At 32.9% G+C, this 14,626-nt stretch carries 16 protein-coding genes and 1 riboswitch; all 16 genes read right to left on the bottom strand.

Translation table 11 applies throughout. The features are described from left to right. Positions 1–296: 296 nt before the first annotated feature. The 16 genes from WN975_RS22200 to WN975_RS22125 all read right to left on the bottom strand — a co-directional run bounded on the left by WN975_RS22200 (position 297) and on the right by WN975_RS22125 (position 14,471). A complete protein-coding gene (locus tag WN975_RS22200) occupies positions 297–746 on the bottom strand; it encodes a hypothetical protein (protein ID WP_337968386.1) in 450 nt (149 codons plus the stop codon). 52 nt (positions 747–798) lie between these two features. Then, positions 799–1,236 (bottom strand): hypothetical protein, encoded by a 438-nt coding sequence (locus WN975_RS22195; protein WP_337968385.1) that lies wholly within the window; start codon positions 1,234–1,236, stop codon positions 799–801. Positions 1,237–1,264: 28 nt separating this feature from the next. After that, entirely contained in the window at positions 1,265–1,774 is a 510-nt protein-coding gene (locus WN975_RS22190) for a hypothetical protein (protein ID WP_337968384.1), read from the bottom strand. Between the two features lie 90 nt (positions 1,775–1,864). Next, positions 1,865–2,185: an NTF2 fold immunity protein gene (locus tag WN975_RS22185; RefSeq protein WP_337968383.1), complete on the bottom strand. Its 321-nt coding sequence runs from the start codon at positions 2,183–2,185 to the stop codon at positions 1,865–1,867. Positions 2,186–2,210: 25 nt separating this feature from the next. Further along, the gene (locus WN975_RS22180) at positions 2,211–3,215 is read right to left on the bottom strand and encodes a homocysteine S-methyltransferase family protein (protein ID WP_337968382.1); all 1,005 of its coding nucleotides are present in this window, start codon (positions 3,213–3,215) and stop codon (positions 2,211–2,213) included. Between the two features lie 325 nt (positions 3,216–3,540). After that, positions 3,541–3,654: riboswitch (SAM riboswitch) on the bottom strand. 243 nt (positions 3,655–3,897) lie between these two features. Then, complete coding sequence (locus tag WN975_RS22175; protein WP_337968381.1) at positions 3,898–4,710, bottom strand: hypothetical protein; 813 nt, start codon at positions 4,708–4,710, stop codon at positions 3,898–3,900. 25 nt (positions 4,711–4,735) lie between these two features. Beyond that, the gene (locus WN975_RS22170; RefSeq protein ID WP_337968380.1) at positions 4,736–5,095 is read right to left on the bottom strand and encodes a TfoX/Sxy family protein; all 360 of its coding nucleotides are present in this window, start codon (positions 5,093–5,095) and stop codon (positions 4,736–4,738) included. A 50-nt stretch (positions 5,096–5,145) separates the two neighbouring features. Continuing rightward, entirely contained in the window at positions 5,146–5,286 is a 141-nt protein-coding gene (locus WN975_RS22165) for a hypothetical protein (protein ID WP_337968379.1), read from the bottom strand. Between the two features lie 117 nt (positions 5,287–5,403). Continuing rightward, positions 5,404–6,456 (bottom strand): NAD(P)/FAD-dependent oxidoreductase, encoded by a 1,053-nt coding sequence (locus tag WN975_RS22160; RefSeq protein ID WP_337968378.1) that lies wholly within the window; start codon positions 6,454–6,456, stop codon positions 5,404–5,406. A 96-nt stretch (positions 6,457–6,552) separates the two neighbouring features. Beyond that, a complete protein-coding gene (locus WN975_RS22155) occupies positions 6,553–7,134 on the bottom strand; it encodes a bifunctional precorrin-2 dehydrogenase/sirohydrochlorin ferrochelatase (protein WP_083693350.1) in 582 nt (193 codons plus the stop codon). A gap of 128 nt (positions 7,135–7,262) precedes the next feature. Beyond that, the gene (gene cobA, locus WN975_RS22150; protein ID WP_337968377.1) at positions 7,263–8,036 is read right to left on the bottom strand and encodes a uroporphyrinogen-III C-methyltransferase; all 774 of its coding nucleotides are present in this window, start codon (positions 8,034–8,036) and stop codon (positions 7,263–7,265) included. Beyond that, the gene (locus WN975_RS22145) at positions 8,029–10,119 is read right to left on the bottom strand and encodes a HEPN domain-containing protein (protein ID WP_337968376.1); all 2,091 of its coding nucleotides are present in this window, start codon (positions 10,117–10,119) and stop codon (positions 8,029–8,031) included. Before WN975_RS22145 ends, cobA begins: the two co-directional genes overlap by 8 nt. Positions 10,120–10,201: 82 nt before the next feature. After that, on the bottom strand, positions 10,202–11,446 hold the full coding sequence (locus WN975_RS22140) for a GTP-binding protein (protein ID WP_099710605.1): 1,245 nt from the start codon (positions 11,444–11,446) through the stop codon (positions 10,202–10,204). Positions 11,447–11,595: 149 nt separating this feature from the next. After that, positions 11,596–12,501, bottom strand: coding sequence for a sulfate adenylyltransferase subunit CysD (cysD, locus tag WN975_RS22135; RefSeq protein WP_056244950.1), 906 nt, complete (start codon positions 12,499–12,501; stop codon positions 11,596–11,598). Between the two features lie 325 nt (positions 12,502–12,826). Next, positions 12,827–13,537 (bottom strand): phosphoadenylyl-sulfate reductase, encoded by a 711-nt coding sequence (locus WN975_RS22130; protein ID WP_337968375.1) that lies wholly within the window; start codon positions 13,535–13,537, stop codon positions 12,827–12,829. Between the two features lie 31 nt (positions 13,538–13,568). Then, positions 13,569–14,471 (bottom strand): sulfite exporter TauE/SafE family protein, encoded by a 903-nt coding sequence (locus WN975_RS22125; protein ID WP_337968374.1) that lies wholly within the window; start codon positions 14,469–14,471, stop codon positions 13,569–13,571. Between the last annotated feature and the right edge of the window lie 155 nt (positions 14,472–14,626).

The raw sequence follows: 14,626 nt of genomic DNA, 5'->3' as shown, positions 1-14,626 counted from the left end.
ATTGCTACAATATATTTCGTTCCTCTGGAACTTTTATTTCAACGTTTTGCTTGTCTTTGCGAGGGACGAAGCAATCTCACTTTACTATTTTTAATCTTACTTTGGGCGTGTTTCGCCGCGGCGAATCGGGCTATCCGTTCATAGTCCTCGCACTTCCTTCGTCAGGCTGTGGGCTAGCCGCTTCTATCCCTCACGCAAATTTTGGTTTCAAAACCACTTTATATTCTTCACGATTTCAATTATCGTTTTTGAAACAATTTCCCTTTTGCTACCTATCTCTTGTTCCTACGGAACATTTATTTCCATTTTGTCTTTTCTATATATTTACAAGTTACACCTGCATCATATATATAATATTTAGTTTTGGTAAACCCTGCTCTAACTAATGAAATTGAATCAGGCTCTAATTCTTCTTCTAAAATAATATAGTTTTCTTCAGGCTTATTTAAATCGTATTTTACTTTAAAAAACTTACTTAAAATTCCCTTGTCATATTCCTTAACATAAATTACCGATCTAATTTTTTTATCCAGATAAAAATAATATTGTAATGTATATCCGTGCTCATCATGATCTCTTTCCCGAGTTAGCAATCCTATAGTTTCTCCTTTAAAAGATTTTATATAATCACCCTGTTCTTTATCATTATAATACATTGCATATACAAATGAACCAACCAGTACAAAAAAGACGATTACTTTTATCCAATTCGTTTTATGAATTATTCTAACGTCTTCTTTTATCATTTTACTTTCAATGATTACAATTATCTAAAAGATTTTAAAAACCATTAATTCACTATTTCCACTTTGAGTACTCTATATATTTACAAGTTACACCTGCATCATAGAAATAATATTTAGTTTTGGTAAACCCTGCTTTAACCAATGTAATTGAATCGGGTTTTAATTCTTCTTCTAAAACAATATAGTTTTCATCTGGATTATTCAAATCATATTTTACTTTATAAAACTTGTCTACAAGATCATAATCTCTACTGGAAACTTCAGATAAAACTTTTTTATCTGTATAAAAATAATATCTCAAAGAACTAGTTTTACCTGCATGTTTAATTCTAGTTGCCAGTGCAATTGTTTCTCCTTTAAAAGTCTTCTTGTATTCATTATATTCATCGCCTTTTTTATTTGAAAAAAAGACAGACAAAAATATTAGTCCAATAAAAGTTATTCCTATAAGCCCCTTGATTTTATCTATATCTCCTTTATTTTCTGTCATTTTTATTTTTCAATGGAATTTTTTAAAATCATTCATAAAAATAGTCCGACTTCGGCATTTTTTTTATTCCCTCTTTTTTATGTAAAATTCCCCAAATCATATTATATAGATCTAAAAAAGGTTTTGCGTTTTTATCATTCTTATCGCTAGTAAAACCTGTATTATAACTCACAAGTTTATTTTTTCCATTTGCCTTAATTAATATACTTTGCAAAAAACCAGGATCTGTGATTACAATATTGTTCTTGTCATTTGGTTCAAATTTTGTTGGCATTTTTAAAAAATTGCATTTCAAAATGAGCGAATATATTTTCTCCTTTTCTTCCTTTGTTAACTTTACTTTTACTATTTTTTCCCCTCTTATATATTTTCTATGAAAATTATTATTCTGAGAATTATAATAATCATTTCCTCCATCTTCAATCACAAAATAAAAATCGGTGGGTATTTCTTGTCTGAATACTATTGAAGGTTTTCTACTGAAACCAAATAACCCAAAAAGCACAAACACAACTATTATTATTTTCAATTGCTTCATTTTTTAATCGTTTTAAAAATAAATTCTTAAAACTTTGAACCTATTTATATTTCGTTCCTCCGGAACTTTTTGAAGAGCTTGCGTTTTAAATTATTTCCCATGCATCATATAAAGAACTTTACCGTTTTTTGCTGAAATTTTAATATCAAACACACCTCCAAAACCAATTTTATTAAAAGCGCCTTCAATATGCCAAATAGAATCATTTTCTATTGTTACTGTATAAGGTCTTTGGTCTTCTATTTGATCTTTACCATATGATTCAAATAAAATAGGTTCCGCAATTCCAACAGCTGTTTCTTCTTTGGTAACTAAACAATCTTCACATTTAATTTTTTTCTGAAAAACTGTATTAGTCGTATAATTACAGCTTACAAATATTAAACTAATCAAAAGCAAAATCTTCTTCATACTTATTGAAAAACTACTAAAGAAATTAAGCAAAAACCGGTGCAACTCGTGGCTTATAATCCTTCGCAACTTCAGCAATTAATCTGATGTGATCCGGAGTTGTTCCGCAACAACCGCCAATTATATTGATTAAATTATCATCTAAATATTCTTTGATGAGTGCCTGAGTTTGTTCTGGTGTTTCATCGTATTGCCCGAATGCATTTGGTAATCCTGCATTTGGATGTGCCGAAACATTAAAACTTGTATGTTGTGCTAATGTTTTTAAATACGGTTTCAACAAATCGGCTCCAAGAGCACAATTGAATCCTACACTCAATAATGGAATATGTGATACTGAAATCAAAAACGCTTCAACCGTTTGCCCAGAAAGTGTTCTTCCTGAAGCATCTGTAATCGTTCCTGAAACCATAATTGGAATATCAAGATTACGTTCGTCTTTTACTTCTTCAATTGCAAAAAGTGCTGCTTTTGCGTTTAAAGTATCAAAGATTGTTTCTACCAAAAGTAAATCGCAACCTCCATCCATTAAGGCTTCTACTTGTTGTTTGTACGCAATTCGTAAATCGTCAAATGTTACGGCTCTGTAACCCGGATCGTTTACATCTGGTGACATACTTGCTGTACGGTTTGTTGGACCAATTGAACCGGCTACAAAACGTGGTTTGTCTGGATTTTTGGCTGTAAATTCATCGGCCACTTCTCTTGCGATTTTAGCCGATTCGTAGTTTAGTTCATAAACCAATTCTTCCAGGAAATAATCGGCCATACCAATTGTGGTTCCTGAAAATGTGTTGGTTTCTACGATGTCTGCACCCGCTTCATAATAAGCGGCGTGGACATCGCGAATTGCTTGTGGTTGTGTTATGGATAGTAAATCGTTGTTTCCTTTTAATGGATGCGGGAAATCTTTGAAACGCTCTCCACGAAAATCTTCTTCGGAGAAATTATAGCGCTGCAACATTGTTCCCATTGCTCCATCAAGGATTAGGATATTTTTTTTTATTGCTTCCTGAATTGTTATTGACATATCTTTTGGCTTTTAGCAACTAAGACACTAAGGTTCTAAGTTGCTAAGTTTTTATTTAATTATAATTTTCGCTTTAAAAACCTGTCGGTTTTAATACGATTTTGATTCACATTAATTCCAAGAATTCACTTTTGTTGGCTCATTAGCCCCGATTGAAGTGGAAATCCTTTTGCTTTTTTCTTTAAAAAGCAAAAGATTGCAACAAAAAGCGGGAACGATTGACGGCAAAAATGCGCCAATGATTCGCTCATAATACCAAAGTGAATTCGGTAAAATTATATTGTAAGTTGTCAGGAAGTGTTTTGAGAAATACTTTTATGTATTTGTGTTATCTATCTTAGATACTATGATTAGTACAAAGTAGAATGTAGCACCTTCTTTATGATAAAGGGTTGCTAAGGTTTCATTGGGTCTTTCCCTCCGCCTTTCGTGATAACTTTCAGTAATTTTAAGAACACTGCAAAGTAAAGACATAACCTGAACAATTGCAAGTTTTTTTTAAGTTTCTGAGTTGCTAAGATTCTGAGTTTCTAAGTTTAAAATTTTATTTGTGTTTTGCTAATGCTTTTTGAAGAATTTCATTTCTTCTTCACGATCTATAAATTCGTTATTCTCAGCTTATTTAAAGTTCAATTTTGATTTTTTGTTTTGATAGATTTTCAAACAAATATTACATTTTCTTTTATTTATAATAGGCTATTTCAAAATTTTGAACCTGATTTAAGTAGAAATAATTTGTAATTAATTTTTCTAAAATATTAATTTTCTCCTGAAGCTTTTCGGCTCTTTCAGTTGCTCTTTTTTTATTATATCTGCGATCTTCTTGATAATCTACATTTTGACTTTCTTCATCCGAAACATATTGAATCAACGTTTTGATATATAAATCTTTCTGTTTTTGAAAATTATACTTCTTTTCAAAATATTCTTTTCCTTTTGTTAATTGATAAATAGAATATTCTGCAGAAGCATTTAGCCTTTTATGTTGATGTCCGTAATAAGTTCCGCTATAATTTAGACCTTCGTAAAGTCCGTTTACTGCACGATACAATTGAATTAGTTTTTCTCTTTCTGATTTGAATTTTCCTTCTCCATTTTTTTGCTTGAGATAATACGCATATATTAAACAAAAATTATCTCTGCCGGCTTCACTACTAAAGGTTATGGATTTTTCTTTTCCGTCTTGATTAATATAATTTTCCCATAGTTTACCTGCATATGATTCATTGGGACTTGAAGGAAATTCTGCTTTGAATACCGGAAATAGTATTTCAATTTTATTTAATTCATTTTTAGAAATTATTAATGAATCATTCCCTTCCTCGCTATAAATAACTATCTTTTTATTTTCAAGTTTTGGATTATCATTTAAATGAGGCAGACATTTATTGGTGGTAACTTCTATATCCTTTTTGATAATTGTTTCACTTTTAGGTTTATCACAACCAAGGAGAAAAACAAATAAACCCAATAAAAGAAAACTGCAATTTTTCATTTAATTTGCTTTTGATCTTAAACAATTATTTTTTCTTACTTGCTTTTGCAAACGGATTAAATTCTAAGCAAAGCTCTAACCAAAATGCTAAATCCTGACTTTTTTGCCAGCCATTTTCTGTAACAAAAATGTAGTTTTTCATTGGTCTTTCTGCATTTGGCATTGGTAAAACATCGTCTCTTTCTATTGCTTTTGCATACGCTTTATCATCAATTCGGCATAACAAAAGATTCTCTCCAATTTGTTTGTCAATACGAGTTCCGCAACACAATTTATTATCTACCATAAATACGATACCGCCAAACATTTTCTTTTCGAAAAAATCGGACTCTTTGTGTTGGAGATATGTTCGGATTCTTTGTGCGTTATTTTCGTCGAAAGCCATTTTTTTAAAGGTTCTGAGGTTCTGAGTGACTAAGGTACTAAGTTTAAAACCTATTTAGTAGTTGGTTTATATTTTGAGAATATTTCCATCACTTCTTCATGATCTATAAATTCGTGATTCTTTGCTTGTTTGAGTCCAGTTTCAATTTCTTCTTTTTCTTCTTTAGATAAATCTTCAAACCAATCTTGCATATCTTTTTTTTAGTTTACGTAATAAAGATAGAAATAAAAAAGCTCAAACTATATTAATATAGTTTGAGCTTTATATATAAAAATCTTAGAATCTTAGTCGCTTAGCAACTTAGAGTCTTAGATAATCGCTTTCACAACCGCTTTTGGAGCTTCTTTACGAGTTCCGTCGAAACCGTCTACACCAGAAACTGTTGTGTATTTCAATACGTATTTTTTACCCGGATTAATGATTTGGTAAGCTGCCTGACACATTAAAGTTGCTTCGTGGAAACCGCAAAGGATCAATTTTAATTTTCCAGGATATGTATTAACGTCACCAATAGCAAAGATTCCCGGAATGTTAGTTTGGTAATCTAATGCGTTGTTTACTTTAATAGCGTTTTTCTCGATTTCTAATCCCCAGTCTGCAATTGGACCTAATTTTGGAGTCAATCCGAAAAGTGGAATAAAATAATCTGTTTCGATTTTGCGGTGTGCACCATTTTCTTCGATATCTAATGATTCAACGTGCTCAGCACCATTGATTCCGATTACTTCTGCAGGTGTAATTAATTTAATTTTTCCAGAAGTTTTTAATTCCTGTACTTTTTCTACTGAATCAAGAGCTCCTCTAAATTCATTTCTACGGTGAATTAAAGTTACTTCTGAAGCTACATTTGCCAAGAAGATACTCCAGTCTAATGCTGAATCTCCTCCTCCGGCAATTACAACTCTTTTATCTCTGAATTTCTCCGGATTTTTGATGAAGTATTTTACTCCTTTATCTTCATAAAACTCGATATCTTCAATAAGTGGCTTACGAGGCTCAAAACTTCCTAAACCTCCTGCGATAGCAATAACTGGCGCGTGAAATTTAGTTCCTTTATTTGAGGTTACAATAAAACTTCCGTCTTCTTGTTTTTCGATTGTTTCAGCACGTTCTCCTAATGTGTAACCTGGCTCAAATTGTTTAATTTGCTCTTGTAGGTTATCAATTAAATCTCCTGCTAAAACTTCTGGGAAACCAGGAATATCATAAATAGGTTTTTTTGGATACAATTCCGAAAGTTGTCCTCCTGCTTGTGGTAAAGCATCTAATATATGACATTTTAATTTTAATAATCCTGCCTCAAAAACGGCAAATAAACCCGTTGGTCCTGCTCCAATTATAAGTATATCTGTTTTAATCATTATGTTGTTGTTTATAATCATTCTTAATAATACAAAGAAACGAATAAATTCTTCTATTGCCAATGATTTTTATCATTGATTTCTTTGCGAAATTTTTTACTCTTTATTTTTCAATGAAGCCGTAATCTCATTCATCTTTTTGACCTTGTCTTCAAAATTACCTTTCAATGTCTTTCGATATTCATTGAGGTTTTCAACCATTTGATTGATATCTTCAGGAATTACTTCTTCAAAAAACTCTCGCAATCTTTTGGCTGTTGTTGGTGATTTTCCGTTAGTTGAAATCGCAATTTTTACATTTCCTTTCGTTACGATTCCACCTAAATAATAATCACACAAATCTGGCGTATCTGCAATATTGCAAATCAAATAACGCTTTCTGGATAAATCATATACCTTTTTATTGACTTTTAAATCATCGGTACAAGCGATTACCATATGACGTTTTTTGAGCATTTTCTTTTTAAACTTCGATTTTGTTAACGTAATCGAAGGATGCTTTTCTGCCAAAACCTTTATTTCTAAATGGAAATTTGGCGCTACAACCTCAACATTTGCATTAGGACTTGACTTTAATAAAAAAGACAATTTTTCTAATCCTACATTTCCTCCACCAACAATCAAAACATTCAGATTATGAAGTTTTAAGAATATTGGATATAATTCATTCTGTTCCATTTTATTTTAATTTCATCCAAACAAAATTAGATGATTTACCATTCAGATGTTCCAAATGGAACATTATTTATTGGGAACACCATTTTTTGTCTACCAATGAATTGTTCCTGACGGAACATTTTTGTTTGTTATCTTGTGATTTCTTTTGATAGAAATTCTTCATAAAATCCTTTTAGTTTATTGCTTTCGCGAACAACGTTTCCCAGAACAATAATTGCCGGTGAACTTAATTGTTGCTCTTTTACAATTTCTAAAATCGAATCTACCGTTCCAACTCCTACTTTTTCATCAGAAGTTGTTCCGTTTTGAATGATCGCAACGGGTAGATTTCCTTTATCTTCTTTTTGAAACAAATCGATAATCTGAGGCAATTTGTGCATTCCCATCAAAATAACAACAGTTGCAGATGATTGTGCTGCCAAAGCTACATCTGAAGATAATTTTCTATCAGAAGTTGTTCCCGTAATCGCCCAAAAACTTTCTGAAACACCTCTTTTAGTAATCGAAATTCCCTGACTTGCAGGAACTGCAACTACCGAAGAGATTCCCGGAACTACAATTGTCTCAATTCCGAAGCTTTCTACAAACTCGATTTCTTCGCTTCCGCGTCCAAAAATAAAAGGATCTCCACCTTTTAAACGCACTACATTTCCGTACGTTAATGCATTATCTACAATTAACTGATTGATTTGATCTTGTGTGTAAGCGTGATTTCCTATCTTTTTTCCAACAAAAATTTTGATGGTATTTTTAGGTGCGTGTGCTAATATTTCGTCATTCGCCAATGCATCATACAAAACCACATTTGCTTCAGCCAGTGCTTTTACACCTTTTAGCGTAAGCAAATCCGGATCGCCTGGACCAGCGCCAACTAAAGTTACTTTTGGTTTAATATTAAGCATTTGCTAATTCTTGAGCTCTGTATTTTTCTATTGTATCAAAAAATGAAATTCCTTGTTGAATATATGCTTTTGCAAATGCTTCTGAAGGTTCATTTTGATTGATTTGATATACTAATTCTCTAAAGGTTGTTGCCAATTCTATTTTAGAAGTTGTTACAAAAACAGTATCAAATAAGTCTACAATTCCAGCGTGATTATTAGTTTTTTCATTTTCTGCAAGCAATAATGCTTTTGCTCCATTTACAAATCCGGCATAAGCATGATAAATTGCATCTGACCATTTTCCTTCGTCGAATGATTCCTGAGCGAAAGTCAATTTATCTTTTGCTTCTAATAATAAAGTAGCTACTAAATCGATCACAACTCCGGCACATTCTCCAACTCCAACTGCTTTTACGTAGTTATCTGCGTTACCCCAGTCTACGAAATCAGCTTCGGTTAAATTGGTTACATCTGCGAAAGGTTTTAAAATTTCATAGAAATATTTCTCTCCTTTCAGATCGTAATAGTTTAGGAATTTTTCTCCGTTTGCATTCGCATTAAAATCATTTAAGATCGTACGCAAAGCATCTGGTCCTCTACGACTTGGAATTTTAATTACTTTATCAGCAAAACGTCCTGATCCGTTTCCTAATCTTCCTCCGCCTAATAAAACTTGTAAAGCCGGAGCTACTAATTTTCCTGAATTGATCGACATTCCCTGAAATCCAATTGCCGACATATTGTGTTGTCCGCAAGCATTCATACAACCTGAAATTTTAATCTCAATTTCTTGATTGTTTAAATATTGAGGATATTCTGCATTTAAAACTTTTTCAAGTTCTTCTGCAATTCCGGTACTACTTGCAATCCCCAAATTACAAGTATCAGTACCCGGACATGCTGTAATATCTGCAGTAGAATTATACCCTAAATCAACAAAGTTAAGTTTGGCCAATTCCTGATAAAAGAAAGGCAAATTAGCTTCTTTTACGTGACGTATTACAATATTTTGACGCAATGAAAAACGTAATTCATTTGCTGCGTAATTTTTAATTAAATCTGCTAATAATCTAGCTTTATCGGTATAAAAATCTCCTAATAAAACTTTGATTCCAATAGCATAATAACCTTCTTGCTTTTGTGCAATTACATTCGATTTTTTCCATGCTTCATAAGCTTTTGAATCTTCGATTGTAACTTGTGGCACTTCTAATAATGGTTCCGGAATTGGACCTTCAAAAGCAGTTGTATCAATTTCATAAGTTTCAAAAGCGATTGCTTTTTTCTCTTTTTCAACCAAATCAAGGAAAACATCTCTTCCCATTTCTTTGATTAAGAATTTCATACGCGCTTTCATTCTTTTTGCACGTTCACCATATCGGTCAAAAATACGGATGATTCCTTCTGCTGTTGGAATGATTTCGTTAACCGGAACAAATTCCGAAAGCAATTCTGCATGTGCTGGTTGAGATCCTAAACCTCCTCCAAACATGATTTTAAAACCTTTTTGTCCGTCTTTAATTTTCGGAATAAATCCTAAATCGTGTAAATAACTCAAAGCTGTATCTTCGTCTGAAGAAGAGAACGAAATTTTGAATTTACGTCCCATTTCCTGACAAATTGGGTTTCTTAACAAATATTGAAAAAGTCCGTGTGCATAAGGCGAAACATCAAAAGGTTCGTTTACATCGACACCAGCCAATTCGCTTCCGGTAATATTTCTAACAGTATTTCCGCACGCTTCACGCAATGTAATATCGTCTTTAGCCAAATTTGCCCAAAGTTCCGGAGTTCTGTCTAAACTTACGTAGTGAATCTGGATATCCTGACGTGTTGTAATGTGCAAACGTCCTGTAGAATATTCATCAGAAACCTTAGTAATACGCACTAATTGTTCACTCGTAACTTTACCGTAAGGCAATTTGATACGAATCATTTGAACGCCTTCCTGACGTTGCCCGTAAATTCCACGCGCTAAACGAAGACTACGAAAACGCTCATCATCAATTTTCCCTCCACGGAATAAATGAATCTTTTTTTCTAAATCGATGATCTCTTTCTGAACAATCGGATTTTCTATTTCTGTTCTAAAACTTTCCATTTCTCTTTAGTTGTTGGTTGTCAGTTGTTCGTTGTTGGTTTATTAGCTGAATAACTATCAACTAAAAACCATAAACTATCAACTAGCGAATGAATCCTACTCCTGCTGTTGTGTTCGTTGCTGTATCAATTAAGATAAAAGCGCCGTTTGATTTATTATCGTTGTAGGCATCAAAATATAATGGTTTACTTAATTTAATGCTTACTTCTCCAATTTCGTTTATCGCTAATTGTGACGCTTCTTTTGTTCCTGAATAGTCAGTTGAGATTGTATTTTTGATACTTTCTACTTTTGCTAAAACGGAGTTTGTATTGTGCTGAACGATATATTTTGTTCCTGGAACCAGCTTTTTACTGTCCATCCAACAAACTGTTGTGTTTATTTCTTTTTCAATTTTTGGAAGTTCTGATGATTTTACAATCATATCTCCTCTTGTAACATTGATGTCGTTTTCTAATTCGATTGTAATCGAAGATCCTGCAACGGCTTCATCATATTGTTTATCGAAAAAGTGAATTTTAGATACTTTTGATTCCGTTAAAGAAGGAAGAACCGTGACAGCATCTCCAACTTTAATAGAGTTTCCGTATAATTTCCCTGCGTATCCTCTAAAATCATGATATTCTTCTGTCTTTGGACGAATTACGGTTTGAACCGGAAAACGTGCTTTTCCTGTTTCAAAAACATCATGAGAATGCAATCCTTCTAAATGTTCCAAAACGGTTTGACCAGTATACCAAGGCATATCTTTTGATTGATCTACTACATTTCCGCCATTAATTGCACTTAACGGAATGTAACTTACGTTTTGTTCCTTGAATGTACTTTTTGCGTTTAATGCCTGAAAATCGGCTTTGATTTTATTGAAAACTTCTTCAGAATAATCAACTAAATCCATTTTGTTAATCGCAACAATTACCTCTTTTACTCTCAATAAATTATTGATAAAAAAGTGACGGTATGTTTGCTCAATTACTCCTTTTCTTGCATCAATTAAAATAATAGAAACCTGAGAAGTCGAAGCTCCTGTAACCATGTTTCTAGTGTATTCTACGTGACCCGGAGTATCGGCAATAATGTAACTTTTCTTTGCAGTCGAAAAATAAATGTGCGCAACATCAATCGTGATTCCTTGCTCTCTTTCGGCAACCAAACCATCTGTTGCTAATGAGAAATCCAGATAATCATATCCTTTTTGTTTACTGCTTTTTTCGATTGCCTCGATTTTATCTGTAGTCAATGATTTTGTATCGTACAATAATCTCCCGATCAAAGTACTTTTTCCGTCATCTACACTTCCTGCTGTTGCTATTTTTAAAACTTCCATTCTGTAATATTTGTTTCAGGTCTAATTTTTTTGTTCCAGGTTTCACGTTTCAAGTTGCTTGCCTTTGAACTAAAATTTAAATCTGTATGTTTTTTTGAATTTTACTCTCCAGTATTTTTAATTAATAATTTATAATTCACAATTAATAATTAAAAATATCCTTGTTGTTTTCTCTTTTCCATTGCGGCTTCAGAACGTTTGTCATCAATTCTGGCTCCTCTTTCTGAAATAGTAGATTCTCTAATTTCTCCAACTACTTCCTGGATTGTTGCTGCATAAGATTCAACAGCGGCTGTACAACTCATATCTCCAACGGTTCTAAAACGAACAATTCTTTCTTCGATTTGTTCGTCTTCTTCCTGATACACAAAAGGAGAATGCGACCAGATTAAACCGTCTCTCAAAAAAACTTTTCTTTTATGTGAAAAATAAATAGACGGAATTTCTATGTGTTCTTTTTCGATATAACTCCAAACATCTAATTCTGTCCAGTTTGAAATTGGGAAAACACGAACGTTTTGTCCATTTTCTATTTTTCCATTCAAAATATCAAATAACTCAGGTCTTTGATTTTTCTCGTCCCATTGACCAAAATCATCACGAACTGAAAAAATACGTTCCTTAGCTCTTGCTTTCTCTTCATCACGACGCGCTCCACCAATACAAGCATCGAACTTAAATTCTTCGATTGCATCTAAAAGTGTGATTGTCTGTAAGCTGTTTCTACTAGAATATTTTCCGGTTTCTTCAACTACTTTTCCTTCATCAATAGCATCCTGAACATTACGAACGATTAATTCCAAGCCTAATTCTTCTACCAATTTGTCTCTGAAAGCAATTGTTTCAGGGAAATTGTGTCCTGTATCAACGTGCAATAGAGGAAACGGAATCTTAGCAGGAAAAAATGCTTTCTGTGCCAAACGCACTAATGTTATAGAATCTTTTCCTCCAGAAAAAAGTAAAACAGGTTTGTCAAATTGTGAAATTACTTCTCTGAAAATGTATATCGCTTCACTCTCTAAAGCGTTTGTTTTTAATACTGAACTTGAACTCATTTGATATTTTGTTTAATGCTTGATAGTTTTTCAATTTTAGATTGCTGTGAGTTTAATCTAAAACCTATAAACTATCGTTATTCTGTGTTTTTTGTTTTTGTTTTTTCAACGAATTTCAATTCGTTGTTTCGAGACGCTACAATACGAATCTTCATTTCCCCCGGTTTAAAATCCGGCGCTACAATATAAATCGTTCCACCTCGTCCATCGGGTTAAAACCCGACGCTACAATATAAATCGTTCCTCCGGAACTTTAATCTAATTGTCTTGAATCTATATTCTTGCTTCTTTATTCTATTCTCTTGTATCTAGCTTCTTGCCTATTCTAGTCTTTCTTCGCGCTATGCAAGCCACACTCTTTATGACTTGATTCCCACCACCATCTTCCGGCTCTGATATCTTCACCTGGGAAAATCGCTCTTGTACATGGCGCGCAACCTATACTTACGAAACCTTGTTTGTGCAAAGCATTTTGAGGAACATTATTTTCTGATAAATAAGTTTCAACTTCTTCTAAAGTCCACTTTAATAGCGGATTGAACTTTATAATTTCGAAACCTCCATCGTATTCAAACAATTGTAAATCGTTTCTATTCTCAGATTGTTCAGCTCTTAAACCTGTAATCCAAACTGAATTTCCTGCCAAAGCTTTTCTCAACGGAACTACTTTTCGAATAAAACAACATTCCTTTCTATTTTCTACCGAATCATAAAAGCTGTTTGGTCCTTTGTGCTTCAATAAATTTTCGACTGCTGTCGCTTCCGGAAAATAAACCTCAATTGGTTTGTTATACTTTTTTAATGTCTTATGAAAAACATCGTATGTTTCCTGAAATAATCTTCCGGTATCTAATGTAAAAATGGTGATATCCTGATTACTTTTTGCAATAAAATCTGTAATCACCTGATCTTCCTGACCAAAAGAAGTTGAAAAAATTACTTTTCCAGGATATTCATTTGCTAAAAAAGCCAATGTTTCCTCCAGTGAAAAATCTTTTGTTTTATCTAATAATGATTGTATAATCGTCGCACTCATAATCTCTTTCTTTCCCTTTCTAAAAAACTTATTACAATAATTTAGATAATGTTTTTAAACTCAATAATATAATTAAAATTCCAACTGCAACCATCATTGGTTTTCTTTTGATTTTGTTAACCAAATAAGCCGCTAAAGGTGCCGAAATTACGCCTCCTATAATCAACCCAAAAATAACCTGCCAGCCGTGGATTCCTCCAAAAAGCATGAATGTGATTCCGCTTGCAAATGAAATTGCAAACTCCGCTGCATTTACAGAACCTATTGTATATCTTGGATTCCTGCCTCTTCCTAATAATGTAGAAGTTACAATTGGTCCCCAGCCACCGCCGCCAACCGAATCCATAAAACCACCAAAAGTTGCTAAATATCCTAGTTTTGTGGTTTTCTTTTTTACAACTGTTTTAGACAACGCTTTTTTGATAATAACAGCTGCCAAAATAATCATGTAAACTGCAATAAATGGCTTAATAATATCTCCGTTAATTACATCCGATAATAAATAAGCTCCTGTAATCGAACCTAAAACACCCGGAATTAATAAGTGTTTTGTCAATTTTTTATTGATGTTCCCAAACTTATGATGAGAAAGTGCCGAAGCTCCTGTTGTAAACATTTCTGAAACGTGAACCGCAGTACTGCTAACAACCGGCGGAACTCCATAAGCCAATAAAAATGACGTTGAAGTTGCTCCGTAACCCATTCCTAATGTTCCATCAACCAATTGAGCAAAAACACCAATCCCAAAAAATACTAAGAACTCCTGATTGAAACCTCCAACAAACCCACTCCATGAAAACTCAGCGTAGTGATTAAAAATTAATGTAGATAATAAACCTACTAATAAAATAACAGGTACAATTACCCACAACTTTTCTTTTATTGATGCATCTGTTCTAACATCATAACTATTTATTTTTAATTCTTTTTCCATACTATCATGGTTGGTTTTGGTTTGCAAAATCTATTACCCTATAGGGTTAATAGATTACTATGCAAAATTAATACTTATTTCTAAATATCAAAGTATTATTTAATTTTTTTACAACTCTAATTTTCTTTAGATCAACTAAATCGTAACTTTCAAGA

The organism is uncultured Flavobacterium sp., from assembly GCF_951805225.1.
Lineage (GTDB): Bacteria > Bacteroidota > Bacteroidia > Flavobacteriales > Flavobacteriaceae > Flavobacterium.
This window is presented reverse-complemented; position numbering and strand designations above follow the sequence as displayed.